A 26,206-nucleotide genomic window follows, 5' to 3' on the forward strand; every position below is an offset into this window, starting at 1 on the left:
GGATGGGTCCGTCACCGCGCATAATGGGCCTTCGCTTCGTACAGCGTGTCGATCGTGATCGACCCCAGCCCCCGCTCGGCGGCGAAGGCTTCGGTGTTGCGGCGCGCCTTGCCGCGCACGAAGAACGGGATCTTGCGCAACTCCGTTTCGGCGGACGCGTCCCAGACCAGCGACAAGGCCGGTTCGCCGCCCGCGTTCGCCGGTTCGGGGATCCGCGCGACGGCCGCCGTTCCGTGCCCATGGTGCGACGGGCCGGCGGCGTCGTGGAACTCGGGGTCGTCGCGGAACATGGTCAGCAGGTGTTCCTCCAACCCCATGACCAGGGGGTGGACCCAGCTGTCGAACAGGACGTTCGCGCCTTCGACGCCCATCTGCGGGCTGTGTCGGGCGGGAAAGTCCTGGACGTGCACGGGGGCCGAGATCACCGCGCAGGGGATGCCCAGGCGCTTGCCGATATGGCGCTCCATCTGCGTGCCCAGGATCATCTCGGGCGCGGCCTGCGCGATCGCGTCCTCGACCTCCAGATGGTCGTCGGTCACCAAGGCGTCTACGCCCATCTCGCGGGCCAAGGCCCTGACGGGGCGGGCGAATTCGCGGTTGTAGCAACCCAGGCCGCAGACGGCGAACCCCATCTCGTCGCGCGCCACGCGGGCGGCGGCCATGGCGTGGGTGGCGTCGCCGAACACGAAGACCCGCTTGCCGGTCAGGTACGTCGAATCGACGCTGCGCGACCACCAGGGCTGGCGCAGCGATCCCTCGTCCAGCACCGGCGCGACGCCCGCCAGGGCGGCGACCTCGGCTACGAAAGCGCGGGTGGCGCGCGCCCCGATGGGTATGGTCCGCGTCCAGGGCTGGCCATGCTCCCGCTCCAGCCAGCGCGCGGCGGCCTCGGCGTGTTCGGGGTACAGCAGCACGTTGAAATGCGCGGCCCCGAGGCGTGCCAGGTCCGCCGGCTCCGACCCCATGGGCGCCACGGCATTGACGGAAATCCCCATGCCGTCCAGCAGCTTGCACACCTCCACCACGTCGTCGCGGTGACGGAAGCCCAGGCCCGTGGGACCCAGGACGTTGCACGACACCTCCGGCGTCCGGTCCACCGGACCGGCCAGATGGCGCACCAGCTGATAGAACGTCTCGTCGGTGCCGAACGCTTCCTTGCGGCTGTAGGACGGCAGTTCCAACGCCACGACGGGGATCGGCAGGCCCAGTGCCTCGGCCAGGCCGCCGGGATCGTCCTGGATCAACTCGGCGGTGCAGGACGCGCCCACGATCATGGCGCGGGGCTTGAACCGCTCGTAGGCCGCCAAGCAGGCATCCTTGAACAGCGTCGCCGTGTCGGACCCCAGATCGCGGGCCTGGAAGGTCGTGTACGTCACCGGCGGACGCTCGCCGCGCCGTTCGATCATGGTGAACAGCAGGTCGGCATAGGTATCGCCCTGCGGCGCGTGCAGGACGTAATGCACCCCTTCCATACCCGTCGCCACGCGCATCGCGCCGACATGGGGGGGGCCTTCGTATGTCCAGACGGAAAGCTTCATTCCGCGGCCACCGCGGCGGGACCGGCCAGCATCGCGCGGCGGCGCAGCGGGCGGGCGAACAGGGCGGCCAGGTCGGCGGCCTGCTCGTAGAAGTGGATCGGGCTGAACACCAGCTCGATCGCCCATTTCGTGCTGAACCCTTCCGATTCCAGCGGGTTCGCCAGACCCAACCCGCAGACCGTCAGATCGGGTGCGTCGGCGCGCACGCGGTCCAGTTGCTTCTCGACGTCCTGCCCTTCGGCCAGGCGTGTCCCCTCGGGCAGCAACGCCAGTTCGGGCTCCATCAGGGCGCGGTGCAGGAAGGGCGTGCCGACCTCCACCGGGACCATGCCGCATTCGCGCGCCAGGAAGCGGGCGAGCGGGATCTCCAACTGCGAATCGGGCAGGAAGGTGACGCGGCGGCCCCCCAGGTCGCCCGCCACCTTCGCCACGGCCCGTTCGGCCCGCGCCCGGGGGGCGGCGGTGGCGGCGTCGAAGGTCGCGTCGTCCACGCCGAACGCATCGGCCACGGCGCGCAGCCAGACGGTCGTGCCTTCCACCCCGAACGGGAACGGCGCCGCGATCCGGGTCGCACCGCGCCCGTCCAACGCTCCGGCGGTGTCGCCCAGGAAGGGTTGCAGCAGGGCGTAGCGGGTATTGGGTCCCACGGCAGGGGCCTGCCCGGCACGGCGCGCGGGCAGCACCGACACGTCGTCCAGCCCCATGGCGGACAGCAGCGACAGCGCCTGATCCTCGACCACGTCGGGCAGGGCGCCCACCAGCACTAGGTTCGACGCGTCCGTCCGGGGCAGGCCGGGCACCATCGCGGCGAGGCACGCATCCTCGCCCTGCGTGAACGTCGTCTCGATGCCCGATCCGGAATAGTTCAGGACCTCGACATGGGGGGCGTGGGTCACGTTCAGCCGTTCGGCCGCGCGCTGCAGATCCAGCTTGATGACCTCCGACGGACAGGATCCGACCAGGAACAGGCGGCGGACGTCGGGGCGGCGGTCCAGCAGGCGCGCGACGGTGCGGTCCAACTCCTCGTTGGCGTCCTTCAGGCCGGCCAGGTCGCCCTCCTCCAGGATCGCGGTGGCGAAGCGGGGCTCGGCGAAGATCATCACGCCGGCGGCCGATTGAAGAAGGTGCGCGCAGGTGCGCGAGCCCACGACCAGGAAGAACGCATCGGGCATCTTGCGGTGCAGCCAGACGATGCCCGTGAGGCCGCAGAACACCTCGTGCTGGCCGCGCTCGCGCAGCACGGGGGCGTCCAGGCACCCGCGGGTCACGACGCCACCTGCCGGCGCGCCATGCGCAGCTTGCGCAGGAACTGCGCCGCGTTGACCAGATAGGCCGCATAGGCGGCAAGCGCGCAGGCCATCTCGGCCCCGGGGGCAAAGCCGCCGTGCAGCAGCATCGCCAGGTACGCCAGGTGCAGCGCGATCACCCCGAAGCTGACCACGTCCTCCCAGAAGAAGGCAGGCGCCAGCAGCCAGCGGCCGAAGACGGCCTTTTCCCAGATCGAGCCGGTGACCATGATCGTCAGCAGCAGCGCGGTCTTGGCGACCACCGACGCGGTGGCCGCGGCGTACCCGTCGCCCGTCAGGAGGAAGCGCAGCACCAGGACCAGCGACACGGCGAAGACGGCGAACTGGAGGGGCGCCAGGATGCCCTGGACCAGCGTCCAGGGCGTCGCGTCCCGCCGCGCGCGCTCGGCGGGCGTGTAAAGGCCCCGCCGTCCGTCGATGTCGTGCATGGCGATCGTCAACCCGAACCCTCCCGGTCACCCGAGTATCAACAGAGTGACGGGGCAGTTGTCAATTTGCATTTACATTCGGAGGGAGGAACCGGTCCATTCCGTTTGACGTCCATGTGTCAGGGCGCATTGACATTTCGGGGGAATGGCCGGACACTTGACCGACACCGGAACGCGGGGGCGGGATCATGGACATCCACGTGATGGACGGCCGAAGCGGGGTGGCGTCGCCCGACATGGCCTTGGCTGCCCTCCGGCACCCCGATCGGGGCCGCGGTCCGGCCACCGTCCTGCGGGACGTGCTGCACGCCCCCGACGACGAACCCTGGCGCGTCCTGACCGACCGCGCCCTGCGCGATCCCGCTACGGCGGCCGCGATGCTCGACGCCATTCCCGCGCTGGCCGCGGCGATGGGCGACGGCTGGATGGACGACGCGCTGTCCTTCGTGGACGTCTCCATCGGGGCGACGCGGTTGCACGCGGCCCTGCGCCGGCTGGGGGCCCCCGCGGCACGGGCGGCGACCACGCCCGCGATCCCCGTCCTCGTGCCCCCGTGGGAGCAGCACCTGCTGGCCGCGTCGCTCGCGGCCCATCGCCTGTGCGCCGCAGGACGCCGGGCCGTCGTCCTGACCGACCTGCAGCCCGCGCAGGCGGCGCGGATGCCGCTGATCCAGGCGGCCCCGGCGCTGATGGTGTCGTGCACGCGCGATCCTTCCCCCCGCCGGTTGGAGGATTATCTCCATCGCCTCAGGACGGCGCTCCGGGGCGCCGTTCCGATCGTGGTCGGGGGACCGGGATTCGGAACCGATCCGGCGGATCGCGCCGTTCCGACGGACGCGTCCTGCGTCGCGACCGACCCCGCCGCCGCGCTGCGGTCCTTCGGCATCGCGGTCGGCGGCGGCGCGCACGCGACCAACGGGGATTAGGCGGACCATATGGCCACGCGGGAAATCGACTTCTGGAACGAACGGGCCGGACCACGCATCGCGCCGGAATACCTGGGCGACATCCTGTCGACCGCCGCGGATCTCGCGCTGATCGTCGGTCCCACGGGCCTGGTGCATTCGACGACCACGAACCCCCTGAACTCGGCCATCGGCAAGATCGACCACTGGGTCGGTCGCGACATCCGTGACTTCCTGATGCCCGACAGCCGGGTCAAGGTGATGCGCCAGATCGCCGCCGTGGCGGGCGGCGATGCGACGCGGCGCGACACGATCGAGGTCAACCACCACGACGGCGCCGCCTGGGACGCGCCGATCCGCTACACCTTCCACCTGACGGGGCGCGAAGGGCGCGTCCTGATGCTGGGCCGCGACCTCGGCCCCGTGGCGGAGCTGCAGCAGCGGCTGATCCGCGCCCAGATGGCCTTGGAGCGCGACCACGAGCATCAGCGCGTGTACGAGACGCGGTTCCGCGTTCTCCTGGACGAGACGGCGGAGGGGTTCGTGCTGCTCGACGTGGCGAACGGCCGGATCCTAGACGCGAACCGCCGCGCCGGCGAACTCTTGGGACACCGGCCCGACGCGCTGCAGGGCACGTCGCTGGCGCAGGAGCTGGACGGGCGCCGCCGGGGTGAGCTGATCGATGCGCTGTGCGCGGCGGGCGGCCGCGACCGGCGCGACGTGGTGCGGGTCCGCGCGACCCGCAGCGGCGCCGACCTGCGCCTGCGTCCGCGGCTGTTCCGCGGGGGCGGCGAGCGGGTGCTGCTGTGCCGGATCGAACCGGCCGACGGCGTCGAGGCCGCCCCGGCGCGGACGGCGACCGACGGACGCCTGCGCGACCTGTTCGACAACGCCGCGGACGCGATCGTCACCCTGGACGCCGACGGCATGATCACGGATGGGAACGAGGCGCTGCTGTCGCTCCTGGACGTCGACGCCGCGGCCGACCTGCACGGGCGCTCGATGACCGACTTCCTGGTCCGCGGCCTGGTGGATCTGCGCGTGCTGACGGGTTCGGACGGCGTCCGCCTCTATGCCACGCGCGTCGTGTCCGCCTTCGGCACCCAGGTCGGGGTGGAGGTGACGCCCGTACCCCTGTCCGACGGCGGCCACGCGCTCCTGATGCGGGAAGCCGACCGCACCCTCGCCATGCGGGAGGCCGCGCCGAGCGCGGGCGTGCCCGGCCCCACCGTGGACAACGCCCGCGCCCTGGTCGGCACCGAGCCCCTGCGCGACATCGTGGCGTCCATGACCGACGTGATCGAGAAGGAATGCATCGAGGCCGCGGTCGAGCTGACCAGCAACAACCGCGTCGCGGCCGCCGAGATGCTGGGCCTGTCGCGGCAGAGCCTGTACGTCAAGCTGCGCAAGTACGGCCTCCTGCGGCGGGACGAGGGCTGAACGCCCGCCCGCGACGACCGATGTGTAAACCCCGCTTGCCGGGCCGCATCTGTCTGGTCTAGCTTACACTCATGGACGCGACCATCCCTTCGCCGGGGCGTGCCTGGCCCGCACCGGGCGCGCTGCTGCAACTGCTGAAACCGGTCACGTGGTTTCCGCCGGTCTGGGCGTATTCGTGCGGCGTCGTGTCGTCCGGCGCGGCCTGGGGGGCCGACCCCGCCGCGGTCGCGCTGGGCCTGGCGCTGGCCGGCCCGATCGTCTGCGGCATGTCCCAGGCCGCGAACGACTGGTGCGACCGCCACGTGGACGCGATCAACGAACCCGACCGTCCCATCCCGTCGGGCCGCGTGCCGGGCCGCTGGGGCCTTTGGGTCGCGCTGGCGATGACCGCCCTGGCGCTGGTCCTGGCCCTCCGGCTGGGCCCCTGGGGCTGGGGCGCGACCGCCCTGGCCTGCGCGGCGGCCTGGGCCTATTCCGCCGAACCCGTCCGCGCGAAGCGCTCCGGCCTGTGGGGACCGGGCCTCGTCGGCCTGTCCTACGAGACCCTGCCCTGGATCACCGGCGCCGTCGTCCTGTCGGCGGGCACGCCCGACCCCCGCATCGTCGCCGTGGCTCTCGCCTACGGCATCGGCGCGCACGGGATCATGACCTTCAACGACTTCAAGGCTGTCGAAGGCGACCGCGCCACCGGGATCCGCAGCCTGCCCGCCACGCTGGGGCCCCGCCGTGCCGCACGGATCGCCTGCACGGTCATGCTGATGCCGCAGGGCGCGGTGATCGCGATGCTGGCCCTTTGGGATCAACCCATTCACGCCGCACTGATCGGGCTGCTGGTCCTGGCGCAGCTGGCCGCGATGCGACGCGTGCTGCGCGACCCCCTGCGCCTGGCGCCCTGGTTCAACGCGACCGGCGTCGCCCTGTCGGTGTCCGGCATGATGGTGGCGGCCTTCGCCCTGCGGGGGCTGGCGTGACCGGCTGGGGCACCCTGGTCCGCCTGGCCTTCGTGAACGCCGCGATCGGCGCGCTGACGGCCCTGCCCGTCAACCTGTTCAACCGACTGATGAACGTGGAGCTGGGCCTGCCCGCCACGCTGGCGGGCCTGTTCGTAGCTCTGCACTACGGGGTGCAGCTGTCGCGTCCGGTCTGGGGCCATCGCGCCGACGCCGCGGGGCGGCGCACGCCCGTCATCCACGCGGGCCTGGCCGTGCTGTCGGCGGGCATCGTCGCGGCCGCCTGGGCCATGACCCTGCCCCTGGGCGCGGCCCTGGCCGTCTGGACGCTGGCCTACGTCGCCATCGGCCTGGGGGTGGGCGCGGCGGGGACGTCGTTCCTGGCGCTTCTGGCGGTCGCCACGCCCAACGGGCGCAAGGGGGCCGCCGCCACGATCGCCTGGCTGACCCTGATCGCGGGCGCCATCGCGGCCAGCGTGGGCGCCAGCGTCATGCTGGGCGACTACGACCCCGCGCGGCTGACCGGCATCGTCGCCACGATCGCCGCCGCCGCGATGGGCGTGGCCCTGCTGGCCACCTGGGGGGTGGAACGCCGCCTGCCCGCCGCGGGCCCCGCCCCGCGCGAGGTGTCGGACGGCCTGCGCGCCGCCCTCGCCGCCACGTGGTCCGATCCGACCGCGCGGCGGTTCACGGGCTTCGTGTTCCTGTCGATCCTGGCCTTCTACGCCTCCGAGTTGATCCTGGAGCCCTTCGCCGGGCACGTCCACAGCCTGGCCCCCGATGCTTCGACCGCGCTGTCGGGCGCGAAGGACGGGGCCGCGCTTCTGGGCATGGTCTCGGCGGGCGTCCTGGCGACGCTGGGCGTGGGCACCTTGCGCGCCTGGGCCGTGACCGGATGCGCGGTCTCCGCCACGGGACTGATCGCCTTGGCGATGCAGACCCCCATCACGCCCGCCACCCTGACGCTGGGGTTGGGCAACGGCCTGTTCGTCGTGGGCGCCGTGGGCTCCATGATGCGCCTGGCCGCCCGCCGCGCGGGCGCCGCGGGCACCCGCATGGGCGTGTTCGGCGCGGCTCAGGCCGTGGCCGCGGGGCTGGCCGGGCTAATCGCCACCGCCACGGTGGACCTGCTGCGCCTGACGCTGCCCGATGCCACCGCCTACGGCACCGTGTTCGTGGCGGAAGCCGTCCTGTTCCTGGCCGCCGCCGCAATGGCCGCCGCCATCCTGACCCGGTCCGACGACCCGGTCGCCATCCCGGGGGAGTAGAGGGAATGACGCAAGACTACGACGTCGTCGTCGTGGGGGGCGGCCCCTGCGGCGCCACCGCGGCGGAGGATCTGGCCCGCGCGGGACACCGCGTCGCCCTGATCGACAAGGCGGGCCGCATCAAGCCCTGCGGGGGCGCCGTGCCGCCCCGCATGATCCGCGACTTCGCCATCCCCGACGATCAGCTGGTCGCGCGCATCGACACCGCGCGCATGGTGTCACCCACCGGTCGCCACGTCGACATCCCCATCGAGAACGGCTTCGTCGGCATGGTCGACCGGGAGCATTTCGACGAGTTCCTGCGCGCCCGGGCCGCCACCGCCGGCGCCCATCGCCACACCGGCACGTTCCTGCGCGTCGAACGCCCCCAGGGCACGCCCGTCGTCCATTACCGCGACAAGGCCACCGGCGCGGAACGCGCCCTGCCCTGCCGCCTGGTGATCGGGGCCGACGGCGCGCGGTCCGGCGTCGCCCGCGCGGAGGTGCCAGGCGGCAAGGACATCCCCTACGTCATCGCCTACCATGAGATCGTGGCCGCTCCCCCGCGCAGCGCGGACTACGACCCGCATCGCTGCGACGTCGTCTACGACGGGCGCATCAGCCCGGACTTCTACGGCTGGGTGTTCCCGCACGGGGGGCAATGCTCCGTCGGCATGGGCACGGGCCGCGACGGCTTCGACCTGAAGGCCGCCACGGCCGACCTGCGCCGCAACGCCGGCCTGGAGGGGGCGGAGACGATCCGCAGGGAAGGGGCGCCCATCCCGCTGAAGCCGCTGGACCGCTGGGACAACGGCCGCGACGTCGTGCTGGCGGGCGACGCGGCGGGCGTCGTGGCCCCGTCCTCGGGCGAAGGGATCTTCTATGCCATGGCCGGCGGGCGCGTGGCGGCCGAGGCTTGCGACAAGGTCCTGGCCACCGGCCGCGTGGCGCATCTGGCGAAGGCCCGCAAGCGGTTCCTCAAGCAGCACGGCGCGGTGTTCCGCATCCTGGGCGCGATGCAGGACGCGTATTACCGCAGCGACGACCGGCGCGAGCGCTTCGTTACGCTGTGCCACGACGTCGACGTCCAGCGCCTGACCTTCGAAGCGTACATGAACAAGGAACTCGTCCACGCCCGGCCCCTGGCCCACATCAAGATCGGCCTGAAGAACCTGGCGCACCTGTCGGGTCTGGTATCGGCCACCGGACGGGCATGACGACGATCCTCGTCCCGGCCTGGGACGGGGACGCCCTGGTCCCCGTCGAGAAGCTGGAGGTGCATCGCCGCGGCCTGCGCCACAAGGCGGTGTCCGTCTTCGTGCGGGACGGGGCGGGCCGCATCCTGCTGCAGCAGCGGGCCGACGCGAAGTACCATTGCGGCGGCCTGTGGGCCAACACCTGCTGCACCCACCCCGCCTGGAACGAGTCCGGCATCGACTGCGCGCGGCGCCGGCTGGCCGAGGAACTGGGCATCGCCGGCCTGACCCTGCACCCCCGCCCCGCCATCGAGTACCGCGCCCGCGTCGGCCCCGACATGGTCGAGCACGAGGTGGTGGAGGTGTTCACCGCCGAAGCCGCGGCCGACCTGGCACTCGCACCCGACCCGGCGGAGGTGCAGGCCGTTCGGTGGATCGACCTGCCCGCGTTGCACGCCGAACTGTCCGCCTATCCCGACCGCTTCACCCCCTGGATGCGGATCTACATGGCCGACCACGCCCCGGCGATCCTGGGGGAACGGGTCGGCGACCGCCTGACCGGCTGAACCGGGTCAGGCCCCGCGCCGCGTCCATCGGACGCCCGATGCGAGCAGCACGGAACCGGCGATGCAGGCCGCCCCGCCCGACGCCAGGGCCCCGAACCCGGACCCGGCATAGAGCGTGCCCAGACCCAGCGGACCGGCCAGCGCGCCTAGATAGGTGACGGCCGTGTTCAGCCCCAGCACGGCCCCGCGCATCGCCCCGCGATCCGCGCTCAGCCGCAGGACGGTCAGGTTCAACGCGGCGTGGTTCACGAACCCCCACGCGAAGGCCGCGGCGAACGCGCCCACGGGGGCGGTCACGACGAACGGCATCGCGGCATAGACCGCGCCGACGCAGGCCAGCGCCAGGGGCAGCGCGCGTCTCGGATCGATCCGCGTGACGGCGCCGTCCCCCAGCGCGGCCAGGCCGAACCCCACGCCGTAGGCCAGGACGACCGCGCCCGCCGCCGCCGTCGATAGGCCCAGCCCCGTCTGCAGATGATCCCCGAGGAACGCATAGACGCCGTAGAACGCCGCCATGAATAGGAACTGCACCAGCAGCAGGACGGCCACCCCCGGAAGTCGGATGGCCGCGATCGGACCGTCCGCCGCCGCGGCCGACGCGGCGGGACGCGAGCGACGGGGAAGGCGCAGGAAGCCGATCAGGGCGATCGACGCCAGCGCCCCGAGCAGCACGTAGGCCGCGCGCCATCCGAGCTGCGACGCCGCGAAGGCCGACAGCGGCACGCCCGCCACCAGGGACACGGACCATCCCGTCAGGACGCGGCCCAGGATGCGCGCGCCCTCCGCCGGGGTGCCGGTCGTGGTGGCCGACGCGTAGATCGCGGGCAGCATGACGCCCGCCGCCAGTCCGGCCAGGACCTGCCCGGCGGCGAGGATCGTCCAATGCCACGCCGCGGCGCTGCCGAACGTGCCGATCGCCAGAAGGACGGTCCCGCCCGCCAGCGTCGCCCGGACGCCATGACGGTCGACCACGAATCCCAGTGTCGACGCGGACAGGGCCGTCGCCCCGCCATAGGCGGCGATGGCGCGCGCCACGGCCGCGGGCGTCGCATCCAGGGCGGCGGCGACGTCGGGCAGGATGGGGGACAGCACCAACCCGTTCGAACCGATCACGGTCACTCCGAGCATCAGCAGGAGGGTGAGGGAACCATTGGACATCGTTCTCGATACCGGCCTTATGGCATTCGTCGGTGTCGGGATCAGCCGCACGCGGTTCGCTCGCAAGACATGGGGAGCGTCGGAATGTCGGAAACGAACGGGGTTCGACGCAAGGTGGCGCCCGCCCCGGCGCTCGACGACAGGGACCGAACGCTGTTAGCCCTGCTCGCCGAGGACGCGACCCGATCCTACGCAGCGCTCGGCGCCGCCGTCGCCCTGTCGCCGCCCGCGGTGCACGAACGGGTCAAGCGGCTGCGGCGGACCGGCGCCATCGCGGGCACGGTCGCCCGCTTGGACGGACCCGCGATCGGCCGCCCCCTTCTGGCCTTCGTCCATGTCGACACCGCCGGGTGGGGGGCAAAGGGCGCGTTCCTGTCGATGGAGGGGGAGCCCGACGTCGAGGAGGTCCACACCGTGGCGGGCGACGCCTGCATCCTGATGAAGGTGCGCTGCCGCGACGCGCAGGCGCCGGAGGACCTGCTGGCGCGCATCCACGCGATCGAAGGGATCCGCGGTCCTACATCGCGCTCTCGACCTATCTGGAACGCGGCCCCCGGCCCCTGTCCGAGGACTGAGGCGGGGACCGCCGCCCAGCCGGTCGACGCCCCCCGGTCCCGCACGACCTCGCGCCACCGTGAACGCGGCCCCATGCCATATCTGCCGGACGCCACCATATCGGGACCATCGACCCCGTCGCATCCCGCCCATCCGAAAGGACACGCCATGCCCCGACAGACCCGACGCTCGATCCTCGCCACCGGCGCCGCCGCGGTGCTCGCCGCGCCGATGCTGATCCGGCCCGCCGCCGCGCAGACGCTCGCGCCCACGCCGACCATGCGCGGCGGAGCCAACAACTACCGCCCCGGCGCGCCGATTGTGGAGCGCATCGGCGGGGGCGGGTTCTGGACCTCGGGCACCGTGCGCCGCGCGTCCGACGGAGCACCCCTGCCGGGTCGCCGCATCCAGGTCTGGGCGCACACCACCGAAGGTCACGAACGCGACGCCCGCTCCCACGGGGCGACCCGGACCGACGCCGACGGCGTGTTCCGCATCGAGATGCCGCAGATCGTTCCCGCCTTCGGTCAGCCGCACGGGCACCTGGCCTACGACGCCGACTACGACGACGGGGGCTTCCGGACCGTGTTCCTGCGGCCCGTGATGCCGTCGGCCGCCGACACGACCCTGCGGGTCGACTTCGTGCTGGTGCCCGCCTGAACCGGCGCCGCCGCGCTGCCGTGGCGCTGGGCGCGGTCCTGCTGATCGGGGCCGCGCTGTGGCAGGCCGGGACCAGTCCCCTGCTGGCGTGGCGCGATCCGCTCTACGTCGCGGCCGGCCTGGCGGGCGTCGCGGGCCTGGCCCTGCTGCTGGCACAGCCCCTCCTGATCGGCGGGGCCGTGACGCCCCGGCCCGCGCGCCGCCTGCACGCCATGGCGGGTGCGGCGCTGGCCGCGGCCGTGGCGCTGCACGTCGCGGGCCTGTGGGTCACCAGCCCGCCCGACGTGGTGGACGTGCTGCTGTTCCGCTCGCCCACGCCCTTCGGCGCGTGGGGGGCGGTCGCGCTGTGGGCGGCGGTTGCGGCGGCCCTCCTGGCGCTGGCCCGCCACCGCCTGCCCCCGCGCCTGTGGCGGGTGGGGCACGTCGCCTGCGCCGGCGTCCTGGTCGTGGCGACCGTTCTGCACGCCTGGCTGATCCAGGGCACCATGGGCACCGCGTCGAAGGCCCTGCTATGCGTGCTGGCGCCCGCCGCGACGGTGTGGGCGGTGCGCCGCCGGGGCACGTGGCGCCTGCTGATGCGCCCCCGGCGGTCCCGCACCCCCTGACCCCCCGGATGCGAAGCGGCGCGCCCGGTTCCCCGGACGCGCCGCCCCGCGTGCCTCGTCCCGTCGCGTCGACGGCGACCCTACCGGACCACCGCGGCCGTTTCCTCCACCAGGAACGCGGAATAGTCGGGCACCCCCGGCGCCGCCAGCTCCGGCCAGTCGGCGATCGCGTTCAGCCCCTGCATCGGCTTGTGATATCCCTTGTGGCAGGTCTTGCAGGCGGCCTTGGGCGCGTCCGCATAGATCGGGCCCAGACGGACGGGCGGATACACGTCGACCAGCGGTTCGAGATAGATGGTGTTCAGGTCGCGCACCATCTCGATCGCCAGGGACGCGTTGGCCCATTGCGGCGTGTACTGCGACGGGTCGTAGAAGGCACGTGAGTTGTGGCAGAACACGCAGTTCACGCCCAGGCTGTTGGAGAAGTAGTTCATCAGGCTGAACGTCCGCTCCGTGTCCTGCCAGGTCGGGCTGTCGGGATCCGACGGCCAGTCGCCCACGCGGCTCTCCAGGTCGTGCACGCTGATCCGCGCGTCCTCGTAGAGGTAGCGGTACAGCGCGTCCGACGGCAGCGAGGTGAATTGCGACTGCGCGGTGACGCGGTTCTGCACGCCGCCCCACCCTTCCATCACGTCCACGGCCGGGTCGATGCGGAACCAGATCTCCGTCGGCACGGGCTGCCCGCGATGGCAGGAATAGCAGTTCACCCCCACTTCCGCGTTATAGTTCACGTGCCCCGACCACTCGTCGTTGATGGTCTGCGTCATCTGGATCATGCGGCGGCTGACGACCTTCGTGTACAGGTTGTCGTCCGCATAGAGGCCCTCGTCCGCCTGCGCGTGGCAATACGCGCAGCCCTGCTCCGGGCTGACCCACTGGGTGATCGCGTTCATCACGCGAAGGAAGTTGGCCTCCGTCACCGCGCCCAGGACCTGCACGTTCTCGTACACCTCGCCCGCCAGCGGCTCGCCCGGCTCGGGCGGGTACGGCGCTTCGGTGTAGTACTCCGCCAGGGTCGGGTCGGGGCCGCGGAAGTCGAAGTCCGCGACCATCATGCCGATCCCCGGCGGGCCGGTCTGCACCGCCTCCACGCGGTAGGGCGTGCCCCAGCTGACCAGCACCGCGGCCGCGACGACCGCCCCGCCGATGGCCCCGAAGATCACGACCGGCTTGTAGATGTCGACCGGGTTCTCCCGGTTCCACTGGCTGAACCACTTGGGAAACATTCACTCCCCTCCCGCGATCTCGGCACCGCGGAGGTCGAACTCGCCGGTCCCATAGTACTCGTAGCCATAGGGCTCCAGATAGGTCGGCGCGAAGTTGCGCTCCTGGGCCCAGATGAACCAGTTGTCGACGACCGTGCCGGTCAGCAGGATCCCGATGCCGCCCGTGATCGGCGTCAGCACCGCGAACCACCACGCCCAGCGGTGGATCCCCTCCATCGTGGCGTTGAACCCCATGGTCCAGCGCCAGAACAGCGACGCCCGCTCCGTGGCCGTGCCCCGGTCGTAGATCTGCTCCAGCTCCCGGTCGCCGCCATAGCGGGTCACCGCCAGGATCGTGCCGCCGTGCATCGCGAAGAGCAGCACGGAGCCGTACAGGAACACGATCGAAAGGCAGTGGAACGGGTTGTAGTAGAGGTTGCCGTACCGGATCGAGAACGCGGTGGTCCAGTCCAGGTGCGGGAAGATGCCATAGGGCACCATCTCGGACCACGACCCCATCAGGATGGGGCGGAACAGGCCCAGCACCAGGAACAGCCAGATCGCGGCCAGGAACGCCCAGGCGACGTGCTTGCCCATCTTGTGCTGCTTGGCGAGGCTGTAGGACCGCACCCACCAGGACATGACCGACACCAGCAGGAAGAAGGAGGCGATCATGTACCAGCCCCCGTCGTACAGGGGCGGCATCCGCAGCCCGTATTCGGGGCTGGGCGGCTCCAGCGACAGCCAGAACAGCTGGCGGATGAACTCCGGGATCGACCAGTCGACCTGCGCCAGCATGTTGAAGCCGATGATGTTCAGCCACAGCGTGCCCGTGGCCAGGCTGACCACGCCGTAGATCCCCAGATAGATGGGGCCCAGCTGCGCGTTGCCGACCAGGCCGATCAGCGTGCTGATCGACGTGCCGCGCGTGCGGTCGCGGATGTCCATGTCGTCGGGCTGCACGCCCATCTCGGGCGGGCCTGCGACCTGCACCTGGGTGAAGATGTTCTGATATTCGGGCCACCAGCTCATGGCTCAGATCCCCCCTACGGGCAGTTGCTCGCCCGGCCAGATCGGCAGCTGCAGCCACCAGTTCCACCATTCCGGCCAGCCTTCGGCCCACAGGGGCCCGCTGATGATGATGCACACCGCCGACCAGAAGCCCGCGTTGATCGCCAGGAGGAAGCCGAGCCGGTGGATGCCCAGCGTCCCGATCGAGTACCCGATGAAGTCGCGGAAGAACGTGTCCTCCATGTCGGGCAGCTTCGCCTCCTCGCCCTTCTCGGGGTTGGCGGCCGACAGGATCAGCGCGCCGTGCAGCGCCAGCGCCAGCGTGGTGGTGAAGAACAGCGTCACCGCCAGCATGTGCGCCGGGTTGTAGTGGAAGTGCAGGTACGCATAGCCCGTGTTCGACACCCAATCGAGGTGGGAGAAGATGCCATAGGGGAACGCATGCCCCCAGGCCCCCATCAGGATCGGGCGGAACACGTTCAGCGTCACGAAGGCGAAGATCGCCACGCCGAAGGCGAACGGCACGTGATAGCCCATGGCCAGCTTGCGGCAGATCTCCACCTCGCGCAGGGCCCAGGACACGAAGGCGCCGACCGCGCAGATGGTGATGATCTGCCACAGCCCCCCCTCGCGCAGGGGCGCCATGCCCAGCCCGTACGCGATGTCGGGCGCCTGGATGTGGATCAGCCAGGGATTGAACGTGCCCTGCCAGGACGCCCCGATCAGGATCAGGATCGTGCCCAGGGCGGAAAAGAAGATCGTCGTGACCCCGAAGAATCCGACGTAGAAGGGACCGACCCAGAAGTCGAACAGGTCGCCCCCCACCAGGGTCCCGCCGCGGACCCGGTATTTTCTCTCGAAGCTCAGCACCGCCATGGGTGATCCTCCGCTTGGGGACGGCGGGTGGGCCGGCGTTCAGGCGGCGTCCGTCGTCGGGTTGTGATGTCGGATGGTCGCGGGCGGTGCGCCCGCCCGCGACGATGGTCGTGCGGGTGGGTCAGTCCACGATCACGGCTCTCGCACCGGGCAGCGCCCCGTTCGAAAGCTCGAACCAGTTGAAGCCGTCATGCGACAGCAGCACCAGGTGGATCATGACGGCCAGCAGGAACAGGAAGACGCCCTGCGCGACGAAGACGCGGCGCGGGTCGAAGACCAGCCAGATCTTGTAGAATTTTGCCATGATCGATTACCCGAAGCTGAACCAGGGGAACACGATGTACGTCAGGAGGTGCGCGAGCACGGCCACGGCCGTGAACAGCATCGCCCCACTGATGTATACCGCATGCAGTTCCTGGGCCTGCTCATCGGTGAGACCTGTAAAGGACAGGTCGGTTCTGTCAGCCATTGGAATACTCCCATGAAGCCGACGCCGCACACCCTGCGGCCGGGCCCCGACGCGGGCTCATTCCCACGCCGGCCGTCCACCCCCGACGGGGATGAATGTCCGCTCCGCACCGCCCGGCCACGGGGGTGGAGCCTGTCTCGACCCCCGCCGTGTCTGACGTGGCGGGGTATGGGTCACCGCCCCCGCGGGGGACGGATCGGGATCGGCGCGGTCCTCAGACCGAGCAGATGGTCGTCGTCACGTCGCGCGCGCGGGTCCAGGCATCCGCGAGGATGCCGGGGCGCGGGGTCGCGTCGGACCGCACCACCGCCATCGCGGCGCGCAGCGCCGACAGCGGCACGGACACGGCCAGGATGGGCGCGAAGTACATCCAGTATTCCAGACCCGGCTCGCGGCGGTTGCGCGCGAGGGGCGAGTTCGAGGTCATGTCAGACATGGGCGTTCTCCTTCGACTCGGGTGGGGTGGTCGCCCGCGCGTCGGGCGCGGGCGGGGTGCCGCGGGCGGCGGCGGGGTGCAGCCGCGCCATCAGATCCGCGTCCACCGCGTCCGCGCCCGCCGCCAGCGCGGCGCGCTCGGCGGCATCGCGCAACGACTTCGCGGCGGAGATGCGGGTCAGCACGGGGTGGCCGTCCACGATGCGGTCCAGCATCGACTGCGCCGCCGCCGACCAGGGCAGGTCGCGGGTCAGGCGCGCGGGCGTGGCGGCCGCGTCGTCCAGCCGCGTCCCCAGGGGCAGGATGTGGAACAGCGCGTCGAACAGCCCGTTGCAGATCTCCTGCAGCAGATAGGTCGCGCCGGCATAGCCCATGAACGGCGTGCCCGTCGCCCGACGGATCGCGGCGCCGGGGAAGCTGGCGGGGATGAAGGACGGCGCGGGGCCATGCCCGCCTGCCAGCTCGGCCAGGTACATCTTCTCGTTGATCGACCCCAGCACCACGGTCGGCCGGGTCGCGGCCATCGCGTCGCGCACGGCGTCGTTGTCGGTCTTCTTCCCCGCGACGCGCGCGGTGGCGAAGGCGCAGGGCAGGCCCAGGTCGTCCTCCAGGAACATGCGGATCCCGCGGGTGTACGTCTCGTTCGCGACGATGCCGAAGCTCGCCGTGGCGAAGAAGTCCTGCGTCACCGACCGCCACAGGTCCCAGACCGGCTTCAAGGTCGAATGCTTCTCGCGCGCGATGAAGGGCTCCGGGTCCAGGCCCGTCAGCTCGCCCAGCTTGCGCAGGAACAGCGTGGTCGATTCCACCCCGATGGGGGCCTGCAGGTACGGCTTGCCCAGCACCTCGGCCAGGCCGCGCCCGAACTCGCGGTACATCACGACGTTGACGTCCGCGTTCACCAGGTCGCGCATCTCGGCCAGATGGGCGCCCAACGGGAACACCATGTTGACCTCGGCGCCGATGCCTTCGACCAGGCGCCGGATCTCGGCCAGGTCGGAGGGCATGTTGAACGTGCCGTACATCGGTCCCAGGATGTTGACGCGGGGCGGGGCATCCGGGTCGCACTTGGCTTCCCGCGGCATCCGGCCCTTCGTCTGGCCCCATTCCGTGAACAGCCAGGTCATCGCGCGGTCGGCGGCCTGCCACTGATCCTCGTCGATGGTGCGCGGCAGGAAGCGCTGCAGGTTCGTGCCCTGCGGCGTGACGCCCCCTCCGATCATCTCGGCGATGGACCCGGTGACGACGACGGACGGCAGTGCGGGGTCCAGCGTGTTCCAGGCCCGCTTCATGGCGCCTTCGGTCCCGTCGCGGCCCAGCTCCTCCTCGCCAAGGCCGGTCGTGACGATGGGCAGCTCGTGAGGGGGCAGCGCGTCGGTGTAGTGCAGCACGGAGGTGACGGGCAGGTTCTCGCAGCCTACGGGCCCGTCGATGACGACCTGCAATCCCTTCACCGCGCAGAACGCGTACACCGCGCCCCAATAGCCGCCGGCGCGGTCGTGGTCCTGGATCAGCATGGCGCGCCCCCAACCCGTCCGACGGACGTCGCATGCAGGTCGCACGCGGGTCGCGCCGCCGCCGGGGGGCAGACGCGGCGCAGACGGAACGCAGACGCGGTGCAGACACGGGGCCGCACGGGACGGGCGGGCGTCGGACAGCGGGTCATATCATCGCCTCCGCCGCCTTGGCGCGGGCCTGCTTGGCCATCTTCTTGGCGTTCATCGCACGGAAATCCGGCCGCAGGTTCGGGTCGCCCGACCAGATTCCGGCGGTGTCGCCTTCGCCCACGCCTTCGAAGAAGGCGCGCATCCGGCCCATGCGGTCGCGGTTGCCGATGGCGGCGTTCACCACCTGCGCCAGGCTTCCGGCGCCCGCCGCGCCCATCAGGGGGCGGGCGGAAATCAGGTTCGTGAAGTAGAGGCTGGGGATGCCCAGCTCCTTGGCACGTTGGACGACGGGCGTGGTCCCGATGGCCAGGTCCGGCTGCAGCCCTTCCATCGCCGACAGGTCGTCCTCCAGCGAGGCGCGGAACCGCACGGTCGCGCCATGCGCCTCCAACCATTCGGCATCGGCCGTGCTGAACTCGGTCTTCGGGCAGGCGGTGCCGACATACTTGACCCGTGCCCCGCTCTCGATGAGAAGCCGGGCGGTGATCAGTTCGGACCCTTCGTAGCCCGACACCGTGATCACGCCGTCGATCGGCGCGTTGGCCAGAGATTCTTTTATCTGCCGCACCGCAGCATCCTGCGCCGCCGCGACCTGCTTGGCGGGCACGCCGAACGCATCGCCGATCGACGCCAGCCAGGCATGCGTCCCCTCGACGCCCACGGGGGCCGACCCGACCACGTCGCGCCCGGCCGCGCGGAACTCGCGCACGGCGCTCGTGTAGAACGGGTGGATCGCGGCGACGGCGCCGCAATCCAGGGCTGAATATAGCTCGCGCCACTCACGGCAGGGAACGACCGGACCTGCCGCCAGACCGAGTGGCGCGAGCATTCCGGCTATCCCCAAGGGGTCGGCCGGAAACATTTCGCCCAACAGCGTCACCGTCGGGCGATCCGATTTGCCCGCGACGGGGGCGGGCACCGGACCGGCGGCGACCTCCTCGCGGGCGAATTTCAGCATCGCGGCGGCCAGGACGTCCTTGGCCTCCGCGTGGGTGGGGATGCCGAACCCCGGCACGTCGATGCCGATGATGCGCACACCATTGATCTCGTTCGGCAGCAGCCGAAGCGGCACGCCCGACGCGGTGGGCACGCACAGGTTCGTCACGACGATCGCGTCGAACTTCGCCGGATCCGCCATCGCATGGACCGACTCGCGGATGTCCTCGAACAGCTTGCCCGTCACCAGCGTCTCGCTGTCGAAGGGCACGTAGCCCACCGATCGCCGCGCGCCGTAGAAGTGGCTGACGAAGGTCAGGCCATAGACGCAGCAGGCCGACCCCGACAGCACGGTCGCCACGCGGCGCATCCGCAGGCCGGTCCGCAGGCTGCCGAAGGCCGGGCACATGCTCTGCGGCTTGTCGTGGGGACCCACCGGATAATCCTCGCGCAGGCGGTCCATCAACGCGCCCTGCCCCGCGCGACGCGCCGCATCCTCCATCCCGTTGGGATCGGAACAGGCGGCCGCCTCCATATGCGCCAGGTCGTCAGGCATCGTCGTAGACGACCTCCAGGCTGACCTTGGGGGCGGCGTCCTTGCCGCGCATGTCGGCGTCGGTGGCCGGTTCCAGCACGAAGCCCGCACCCGTCTCGGACCCGTCGAACAGAGCCAGCAGCCCGTCCTGGTCCACGGGCGTGGGCCGGACCGGTGGGGCGATGGCGACCGCGTCGCCCAGGCCCGCGAACAGCGCGCCCCACTGCGATTCGGCGGTGCCCACGATCTGGTAGTTCGCCGACTTCTTGCGCAGGTCGTCGTCCTGCGGGATCGACGCCAGGATCGGAATGCCCGCGACTTCCGCGAAGGCCTGCGCCTCGCCCGAGCCGTCGTCCTTGTTCACGACCAGCCCCGCGACGCCGACGTTGCCGCCCAGCTTGCGGAAGTACTCGACCGCGGAACACACGTTGTTCGCGACATACAGCGATTGCAGGTCGTTCGACGCGACCAGGATCACCTTCTGCGCCATGTCCCGCGCGATGGGCAGGCCGAAGCCGCCGCAAACCACGTCGCCCAGGAAGTCGAGCAGGACGTAGTCGAAGTCCCAGTCGTGGAAGCCCAGCTTCTCCAGCAACTCGAAGCCGTGGATGATGCCGCGCCCGCCGCAGCCGCGCCCGACCTCCGGGCCGCCCAGCTCCATGGCAAAGACGCCGCCGCGCTTGAAGCAGACGTCCCCGATGGCGACCTCCTCGCCGGCGAGTTTCTTGCGGGTCGAGGTCTCGATGATGGTGGGGCAGGCCTTGCCGCCGAAGAGCAGCGAGGTCGTGTCGGATTTCGGGTCGCAGCCGATCAGCAGCACGCGCTTGCCCTGCTCGGCCATCATGTGGCTGAGGTTCGCCAAGGTGAACGACTTGCCGATGCCGCCCTTGCCGTAGATCGCGATGATCTGCGTCTTCTTCGTCGCCTCCGTGGGGATGACGTCGGCCAGGTCGGCGTTCGCCTCGTCCCGCAGACGGTCCGAGAAGTCCTTCAGGTCCGGTATGTCCTTCATCGGACGCCCTCCCAGTTCAGGACCATCTTCAGGCAGTCCGGGTCGGTGAACGCGGTCGCATAGGCCGCGCGGGCGTCCGCCGCGGCGCTGCGATGCGTGATCAGGTCGTCCAGCCGCAGAAGGCCCGCCTCGACCAGGTCGCGGGTCGCGCGCAGGTCGTCGCGGGTCCATTCGGCGCTGATGCGCAGCCGTGCCTCGCGCAGGAAGGCGGGCGGGTACGCGAAGGACAGCGGACGGGCGTAGAAGCCGGCCAGCACGATCTCGCCCCCCTTCGTCAGGCGGGGGATCACCGTGTCGAGGATCCCGTCCGCGCCGGAGGCGTCGTAGATGGTGGCATAGGTCGCGTCGTCCGCGCCCGGGTCCCGCACCTCGTAGCCCTGCGCGCCTGCGCGGCGGGCCGGATCGGTGTCCCACACCACGGGGGCGCCCCCGGCGGCGACGGTCAGGCGAGCCAGCAGGCGTCCGAACGCGCCGTGGCCCACGATCAGGTCGGGCAGGGCACGGCCCACGCCCGCGATCGCATGGCGGGCCGTGGCAGCCAGGGCCAGCAGGGCCGCCGATTCGCCGTGTCCCGCGTCGATCCGGACGAGCCGGTCCGCATCCGTCACCGCGGTCGCGGCCGCGGCGCCGAACAGGCCGCGCGCGCCGTCGAACCGATCGGATCCGGGAACGAAGACGGTATCGCCGGCCTTCAGGTCGCCGGCCGCTTCCACGACCTCGCCCACCGCCTCGTAGCCGGGGACCAGGGGATACCCCATTCCGGGGAAGGGCGGCATGTCGCCCGACCAGAGCAGGCGTTCCGTGCCGGCGGAGATGGCGGAATGGCGCATCGCGACCACCGCCTCGTTCGCCCGCGGTGCGTGAAGGCCCACGGTGCGGCGCGCGATGTCATGCGGCCCGGCAAGGATGATCGCTTCGGTCTGCACAGGCGGACCCTTCCTCCCACTCGGCGACGATGTCGCCATCCACCGTCACCTTACCCGGACATCGTATGTTGTCAATCAGGCTGGACACTTATTGTGTAACGCCAGCGGACAGCACGTGGGTGACGAACGGCCTCGCGCTGCCGTGGTCCCGCGGCGCGGCGAACCCCGCCTCCCGCAGCATCGCGGTGATCCGCGACGGCGCGCGTGCACGTCCCGTTCCCATTGCGAGCGTGTAGAACGCGAAGTAAGCGTCGCCCGCCCGGTGCGGCCTGTCCCCCCCGGTCATCGGCTCGGACACGACGACGCGCCCGTCCGGGGGCAATGCCGCGCGGACGGCCTGCAGGAGGGCCATCGCCGTGACGTCGTCGTGGTCGTAGAGGATCCGCACCAGCGTCACCACGTCGGCGCCGGTCGGCAGCGGGTCGTCGCGGAAGCTGCCCGCCGAAACGGTGGCCCGCCCCTCCAGGCCCGCCTCCGCGAAGCGGGCCCGCGCGCCGGGCACCACCGCGGGCAGATCGAACAGGTGGAGCGCGGGTCCCGGATGCGCCCGGCCCAGCGCGATCAGGAACGCGCCCGTCCCACCGCCGACGTCCAGCACGCGGCGGGCCCGGGACAGGTCGACCCGCGCCAGCGTGTCCTGCGCCACGAGGGTCTGGCTGTCGGTCATCAGTTGCGAATAGGTCGCGGCCCGCTGCGGGTCGGCGGCCGCGCCTGCGCCGAACACATAGGGCCAGAAGGCACTCAGTTCGGTATCGGCCCCCTGCAGCAGGGCGACCGGATCCGCCATGTCGCGATAAAGGACGGGGTGGTGCAGGATCATCCCCTCCAGCCCCGGCACGCCCAGAAGCGCCGCGCCGCGCCGGGCGATCGCGTACCCTTTCCTGCGGCGTCGCATCAGGGACAGAGCGCAGGCGGCGTCGCACAGCACGGCCATGCGACGGGCATCGATCCCCGTTCCGTCGGCCAGCGTCGCGGCATCCGCGGGACCATCCATCAACCGATTCAGGAGGCGCAGGCGGACCACGGCCAGGAGGACCTGGCTGTGCACGAACCCCGCCACCAGATCCATCAGGGCGTCCCCGTCCCGCCGCGCGAAGCGGCGCAGGACGGGCACGCGCGCCACCGCGGCCTGGACCCGGGGGTCGGCCACCATGCGCACCCAAGTCGGTCCGCGCGGCGTCCGACGTGGCGGAGGGCCTGCGTCGACGACCGCCACGGCTATTCGGCGGGGGTGCGGCGATGCGCGGGGGTCAGGGCCTGTGCGGTGCGCCGCACCATCGCGGCCAGCGCCGCCTCGCCCGGGCAGGCGGGGATCGACGCGATGGCGCCCGACAGCGTGTCCTCCAACAAGCGGGTGGCGCCGTCGATGCCGTGCTCGACCACAGCCGAGGGGCGGCCCCGACGTTCGTCCTGGCCGGCGGGCTTGCCGGTCTCCGCTTCCGGACGCAGCACGTCCAGCAGGTCGTCGGCGACTTGGAACGCGCGCCCGATGCGGGAACCCAGTTCGGTCCAGGGCTCCGGGTCGTGACCCGCCGCGATGGCCCCCATGCGCGTCGCGGCGATGAACAACGCGCCGGTCTTCGCCTCGTGGTAGGTCGCCAGGTCGATGGCGGGCTCCGATTCCCAGCCCTGGCCCGCGCAGATGCCGCCCGGCATGCCGGTGCGATGCGCCAGCTCCATCACCAGCGGCAGCGCACGGGCAGGCGCCGCGCGGCCCGCCGCCTCGAACCCCGCGACGATAAGGCTGTCGCCGGCCAGCACGGCCAAGGGCTGGCCGAAGGCCACGTGAACGCTGGGCTTGCCGCGACGGACGGAGGCGTCGTCGAAACAAGGCAGGTCGTCGTGGACGAGGGACGCGCAGTGGATCAACTCGATCGCCACGCCAGCGGCGTCGGCATCGGCGCGGTCGGCCCCGCAGGCGGCCGCCACCGACAGGCAGATCGTCGGACGGATCCGCGCGCCGCCGGGCTTAACGGCGTGGATCATCGCCGCCGCGAGACCGGCGGGGGCCCGACGGGCGGTCGCGCGGTCCAACGCGGCGTCGATCGCGCCTTCGATCCGGGTTGACAGGTCGCCTGGAGTCATTCCGTCACCTCCGCCGATATGTCATTGAAAGATGACAGATGGTGTTCCATGATGTTGACACTGGCCTATCCTGTCAACGGGGGTGGACGGCATGACCCGCATCGTCGTCATCGGGGCCGGCATCGGTGGCCTGACCGCCGCCATGCGCCTCGCCCATGCGGGGCTGGACGTCACCGTGCTGGACGCGGCGGAGGCACCGGGCGGCAAGATGCGCACCGTGCCGTCCGCTGCCGGTCCCGTGGATGCGGGACCTACGGTGCTGACGCTACGCGACTACTTCGCGGGGGCCTTCGATGCCTCCGGCGCCTCGTTGGAGGCGGAGGTGTCCCTGACGCCGTTGGACACGCTGGCACGTCACCATTGGAATGACGGATCGCCGCTCGACCTCCATCCGGACGCGGACCGATCGCGCGACGCCATCGGCCTATGGGCCGGCGCGGGGGCGGCCCGCGACTTCGCGCGGTTCGACGCCACCGCCCGCGCCCTGTTCGACGCGTTCGAGGGGCCGATGATGCGCGCGGTGGACCCCGCGCCCCTGCGGGCGGCTTGGCGGTCCGCCGTCCGCCCCGCCACCCTGCCCCCGCTGCGCCCCGGCTTGTCCCTGGCCGCCCTCCTGCGCGCCCGCTTCCGCGACCGGCGATTGCAGCAGTTGTTCGGCCGCTACGCCACTTATGTCGGCGGCGATCCCAGGCAGTCGCCCGCGGTCCTGTCGGTGATCTGGCATGCGGAGTCGCGCGGTGTCTGGGCGGTCGAGGGCGGCATGCACGCCCTGGCCCACGCAATGCGGCGCGTGGCGGAACGGGCGGGGGCGGCGTTCCGCTTCGGCACGAAGGCCGGGCGGATCGTTCTGCGGGACGGTCGCGTGACGGGCGTCCTGACCGACGGGGGCGAGGTGCCGGCCGACGTCGTCGTCCACAACGGCGACCCCAACGCCCTGCGTACCGGCCTGCTGGGGGATGCGGTGGCGGGCGCGGCGCTGGACCGGGGCACGCAGCCGCGCAGCCTGTCGGCCTTCGTGTGGTCCTTCGCCGCGCGCGCGGCGCAGCCCCCCGGACAACGCCATTCCGTGTTCTTCGCCCGCGACCCGGAGGCGGAGTTCGAGGACATCGCCCGCGGCCGCCTGCCGCGGGATCCGACCCTGTACGTCCATGCGCAGGACCACGGACACCCGCCCGGCGCCCGCGCCCGGTACGAGATCATCGTCAACGGGCCGCCCCGCCGCGGCACCACACCCGACCCCGAGGAGGCGACGCAATGCCAGAGGATCACGTTCGACATGCTGGACCGGATGGGGTTGCGCTTCGCGGAACGGCCCGACCCGACCGCGCTGACGGCGCCGGAGGACTTCGGCAGGATGTTCCCGGGGTCTATGGGGTCCCTGTACGGCCGCAGCCCGCACGGAACGCTGGCGCCGTTCCACCGCCCCAGGGCGCGGACGAAGGTGCCGGGGCTGTACCAATGCGGGGGGGGCATCCATCCGGGGCCTGGGATCCCGATGGCCTCCCTGTCCGGCCAGCACGCGGCCGCGGCGATCATGCGGGACCGCGCTTCGACGCGACGGTTCCGCCCGGCGGCTATGGTTGGTGGTACGTCGACGGCCTGAGCGCGGACGGCAGCCGCGCCATATCGGTCATCGCGTTCATCGGGTCCGTCTTCTCGCCCTGGTACGGATGGTCGGGCCGGACGGACCCGACGAACAACGTCTGCGTCAACGTCCTGATGTCCGGCCCCGGCGGGCGGTGGACGATGACGGACCGGGGCCGGGCCGCCCTGCACCAGGCGCCCGAGCGCATCGAGATGGGCCCGTCGTCGCTGCACTGGGACGGGACACGGCTCGCCATCGAGTTGGACGAGGTCGCGACCCCGCACCTGACGCCGATCAAGGGTCGGGTCACGATCACGCCCCGCGGCGTCACGGGGATCGAGGCCGCGCTGAAACCCGATGGCAGCCACGTCTGGCGACCCCTGGCGCCCGCATCGGACATCCGGGTGGAGATCGACCGCCCCGGCTGGACCTGGGACGGCCACGGCTATCTGGACAGCAACTTCGGCACGGCGCCACTGGAGCAGGACTTCGCCTATTGGCATTGGGGCCGGTTCCCCGTGCCCGACGGACGCGTGATCTTCTACGAGTCGGAGCTGCGCGACGGGACCGAGACGCGGATCGCGCTGCACTTCGACGACCACGGCAACGCGCGCGAGATCGAGGCCCCACCGTTGCAAAGGATGCCTCGGTCCGCCTGGGCCCTGCGGCGCGAGACGCGCTGCGACACGGGCCATGCGCCCCGCCCGGTGCAGTCCATGATCTCCGCCCCGTTCTACCAGCGCGCGGTCGTCGATACCGTGATCCACGGGCACCGCACGCAGGGTGTTTGGGAAGCGTTCGACGGCGATCGGTTCCAGGCCTGGTGGATGAAGCCCCTGCTGGCCCTGCGCGTGCCCCGGCGGGCGGGGTGGCGCCGGGACTAGGGCTTCCCATATGGGGTCCTGACGC

26 protein-coding genes and 1 pseudogene are annotated in these 26,206 nt (G+C 71.5%); 11 read left to right on the forward strand and 16 right to left on the reverse strand.

Translation table 11 applies throughout. The features are described from left to right. Nucleotides 1-11: 11 nt before the first annotated feature. From bchB to bchF, 3 genes are read right to left on the reverse strand one after another with little or no spacing between them, the layout of a single operon-like run. Nucleotides 12-1,538, reverse strand: a complete 1,527-nt coding sequence (gene bchB, locus P0084_RS07705) for a ferredoxin:protochlorophyllide reductase (ATP-dependent) subunit B (protein ID WP_308916239.1) — start codon at nucleotides 1,536-1,538, stop codon at nucleotides 12-14. After that, a complete protein-coding gene (locus P0084_RS07710) occupies nucleotides 1,535-2,806 on the reverse strand; it encodes a ferredoxin:protochlorophyllide reductase (ATP-dependent) subunit N (RefSeq protein WP_308916240.1) in 1,272 nt (423 codons plus the stop codon). The genes bchB and P0084_RS07710 overlap by 4 nt, the downstream gene beginning before the upstream one ends. Further along, a complete protein-coding gene (bchF, locus tag P0084_RS07715) occupies nucleotides 2,803-3,273 on the reverse strand; it encodes a 2-vinyl bacteriochlorophyllide hydratase (protein WP_308916308.1) in 471 nt (156 codons plus the stop codon). The genes P0084_RS07710 and bchF overlap by 4 nt, the downstream gene beginning before the upstream one ends. Before the next feature lie 188 nt (nucleotides 3,274-3,461). On the opposite strand from bchF, the gene P0084_RS07720 reads away from it, so the two are divergent. From P0084_RS07720 to idi, 6 genes are all read left to right on the forward strand, one after another. Beyond that, entirely contained in the window at nucleotides 3,462-4,199 is a 738-nt protein-coding gene (locus tag P0084_RS07720) for a hypothetical protein (RefSeq protein WP_308916241.1), read from the forward strand. Between the two features lie 9 nt (nucleotides 4,200-4,208). Continuing rightward, on the forward strand, nucleotides 4,209-5,618 hold the full coding sequence (gene ppsR / locus P0084_RS07725) for a transcriptional regulator PpsR (RefSeq protein WP_308916242.1): 1,410 nt from the start codon (nucleotides 4,209-4,211) through the stop codon (nucleotides 5,616-5,618). Nucleotides 5,619-5,689: 71 nt separating this feature from the next. Next, nucleotides 5,690-6,589, forward strand: a complete 900-nt coding sequence (chlG, locus tag P0084_RS07730; protein ID WP_308916243.1) for a chlorophyll synthase ChlG — start codon at nucleotides 5,690-5,692, stop codon at nucleotides 6,587-6,589. Next, nucleotides 6,586-7,836, forward strand: coding sequence for an MFS transporter (locus P0084_RS07735; protein WP_308916244.1), 1,251 nt, complete (start codon nucleotides 6,586-6,588; stop codon nucleotides 7,834-7,836). Before chlG ends, P0084_RS07735 begins: the two co-directional genes overlap by 4 nt. A 5-nt stretch (nucleotides 7,837-7,841) precedes the next feature. After that, nucleotides 7,842-9,032, forward strand: a complete 1,191-nt coding sequence (locus P0084_RS07740; RefSeq protein WP_308916245.1) for a geranylgeranyl diphosphate reductase — start codon at nucleotides 7,842-7,844, stop codon at nucleotides 9,030-9,032. Next, complete coding sequence (gene idi / locus P0084_RS07745) at nucleotides 9,029-9,577, forward strand: isopentenyl-diphosphate Delta-isomerase (RefSeq protein ID WP_308916246.1); 549 nt, start codon at nucleotides 9,029-9,031, stop codon at nucleotides 9,575-9,577. Before P0084_RS07740 ends, idi begins: the two co-directional genes overlap by 4 nt. Before the next feature lie 6 nt (nucleotides 9,578-9,583). Here idi and P0084_RS07750 read toward each other — a convergent pair whose 3' ends face one another. Next, nucleotides 9,584-10,735 carry an MFS transporter gene (locus P0084_RS07750; RefSeq protein WP_308916247.1) on the reverse strand — a complete coding sequence of 384 codons (1,152 nt, stop codon included), beginning with the start codon at nucleotides 10,733-10,735 and terminating at the stop codon, nucleotides 9,584-9,586. 84 nt (nucleotides 10,736-10,819) lie between these two features. On the opposite strand from P0084_RS07750, the pseudogene P0084_RS07755 reads away from it, so the two are divergent. The 3 genes and pseudogenes from P0084_RS07755 to P0084_RS07765 form a co-directional block, all read left to right on the forward strand. Further along, nucleotides 10,820-11,188: pseudogene (locus tag P0084_RS07755) on the forward strand (Lrp/AsnC family transcriptional regulator); the annotation flags it as partial. Nucleotides 11,189-11,458: 270 nt separating this feature from the next. Beyond that, nucleotides 11,459-11,950: a Twin-arginine translocation pathway signal gene (locus P0084_RS07760; RefSeq protein WP_308916309.1), complete on the forward strand. Its 492-nt coding sequence runs from the start codon at nucleotides 11,459-11,461 to the stop codon at nucleotides 11,948-11,950. Nucleotides 11,951-11,970: 20 nt separating this feature from the next. Further along, nucleotides 11,971-12,555, forward strand: coding sequence for a ferric reductase (locus tag P0084_RS07765; protein WP_308916248.1), 585 nt, complete (start codon nucleotides 11,971-11,973; stop codon nucleotides 12,553-12,555). Nucleotides 12,556-12,635: 80 nt separating this feature from the next. Here P0084_RS07765 and pufC read toward each other — a convergent pair whose 3' ends face one another. The 12 genes from pufC to P0084_RS07825 all read right to left on the reverse strand — a co-directional run bounded on the left by pufC (nucleotide 12,636) and on the right by P0084_RS07825 (nucleotide 23,712). Beyond that, the gene (gene pufC / locus P0084_RS07770; RefSeq protein ID WP_308916249.1) at nucleotides 12,636-13,781 is read right to left on the reverse strand and encodes a photosynthetic reaction center cytochrome PufC; all 1,146 of its coding nucleotides are present in this window, start codon (nucleotides 13,779-13,781) and stop codon (nucleotides 12,636-12,638) included. Next, nucleotides 13,782-14,792 (reverse strand): photosynthetic reaction center subunit M, encoded by a 1,011-nt coding sequence (gene pufM, locus P0084_RS07775; protein WP_308916250.1) that lies wholly within the window; start codon nucleotides 14,790-14,792, stop codon nucleotides 13,782-13,784. Between the two features lie 3 nt (nucleotides 14,793-14,795). Then, the gene (gene pufL, locus P0084_RS07780; protein ID WP_308916251.1) at nucleotides 14,796-15,647 is read right to left on the reverse strand and encodes a photosynthetic reaction center subunit L; all 852 of its coding nucleotides are present in this window, start codon (nucleotides 15,645-15,647) and stop codon (nucleotides 14,796-14,798) included. 121 nt (nucleotides 15,648-15,768) lie between these two features. Continuing rightward, entirely contained in the window at nucleotides 15,769-15,951 is a 183-nt protein-coding gene (gene pufA / locus P0084_RS07785; protein ID WP_308916252.1) for a light-harvesting antenna LH1, alpha subunit, read from the reverse strand. Between the two features lie 6 nt (nucleotides 15,952-15,957). After that, nucleotides 15,958-16,116 (reverse strand): light-harvesting antenna LH1, beta subunit, encoded by a 159-nt coding sequence (gene pufB / locus P0084_RS07790; RefSeq protein ID WP_308916253.1) that lies wholly within the window; start codon nucleotides 16,114-16,116, stop codon nucleotides 15,958-15,960. Nucleotides 16,117-16,330: 214 nt separating this feature from the next. Further along, nucleotides 16,331-16,552: a cytochrome PufQ gene (gene pufQ / locus P0084_RS07795; protein WP_308916254.1), complete on the reverse strand. Its 222-nt coding sequence runs from the start codon at nucleotides 16,550-16,552 to the stop codon at nucleotides 16,331-16,333. Further along, on the reverse strand, nucleotides 16,545-18,068 hold the full coding sequence (gene bchZ, locus P0084_RS07800; protein ID WP_308916255.1) for a chlorophyllide a reductase subunit Z: 1,524 nt from the start codon (nucleotides 18,066-18,068) through the stop codon (nucleotides 16,545-16,547). Before bchZ ends, pufQ begins: the two co-directional genes overlap by 8 nt. 145 nt (nucleotides 18,069-18,213) lie before the next feature. Next, complete coding sequence (gene bchY / locus P0084_RS07805; RefSeq protein WP_374213621.1) at nucleotides 18,214-19,710, reverse strand: chlorophyllide a reductase subunit Y; 1,497 nt, start codon at nucleotides 19,708-19,710, stop codon at nucleotides 18,214-18,216. After that, a complete protein-coding gene (locus P0084_RS07810) occupies nucleotides 19,703-20,701 on the reverse strand; it encodes a chlorophyllide a reductase iron protein subunit X (RefSeq protein WP_308916256.1) in 999 nt (332 codons plus the stop codon). The genes bchY and P0084_RS07810 overlap by 8 nt, the downstream gene beginning before the upstream one ends. Continuing rightward, nucleotides 20,698-21,627 (reverse strand): chlorophyll synthesis pathway protein BchC, encoded by a 930-nt coding sequence (bchC, locus tag P0084_RS07815; protein WP_308916257.1) that lies wholly within the window; start codon nucleotides 21,625-21,627, stop codon nucleotides 20,698-20,700. Before bchC ends, P0084_RS07810 begins: the two co-directional genes overlap by 4 nt. 88 nt (nucleotides 21,628-21,715) lie before the next feature. Continuing rightward, nucleotides 21,716-22,780 carry a methyltransferase gene (locus P0084_RS07820; RefSeq protein WP_308916258.1) on the reverse strand — a complete coding sequence of 355 codons (1,065 nt, stop codon included), beginning with the start codon at nucleotides 22,778-22,780 and terminating at the stop codon, nucleotides 21,716-21,718. 65 nt (nucleotides 22,781-22,845) lie between these two features. After that, a complete protein-coding gene (locus P0084_RS07825; RefSeq protein WP_308916259.1) occupies nucleotides 22,846-23,712 on the reverse strand; it encodes a polyprenyl synthetase family protein in 867 nt (288 codons plus the stop codon). 91 nt (nucleotides 23,713-23,803) lie between these two features. Between P0084_RS07825 and crtD the strand changes: the two genes are divergently transcribed. Together crtD and crtC are read left to right on the forward strand one after the other, a co-directional pair. Further along, nucleotides 23,804-25,315, forward strand: a complete 1,512-nt coding sequence (crtD, locus tag P0084_RS07830; RefSeq protein WP_308916260.1) for a 1-hydroxycarotenoid 3,4-desaturase CrtD — start codon at nucleotides 23,804-23,806, stop codon at nucleotides 25,313-25,315. A 38-nt stretch (nucleotides 25,316-25,353) separates the two neighbouring features. After that, nucleotides 25,354-26,181, forward strand: coding sequence for a carotenoid 1,2-hydratase (crtC, locus tag P0084_RS07835; RefSeq protein WP_374213626.1), 828 nt, complete (start codon nucleotides 25,354-25,356; stop codon nucleotides 26,179-26,181). Nucleotides 26,182-26,206 lie beyond the last annotated feature (25 nt).

It is taken from the genome of Jannaschia maritima (assembly GCF_030973515.1).
In the GTDB taxonomy this organism is placed as follows: Bacteria; Pseudomonadota; Alphaproteobacteria; order Rhodobacterales; family Rhodobacteraceae; genus Jannaschia; species Jannaschia maritima.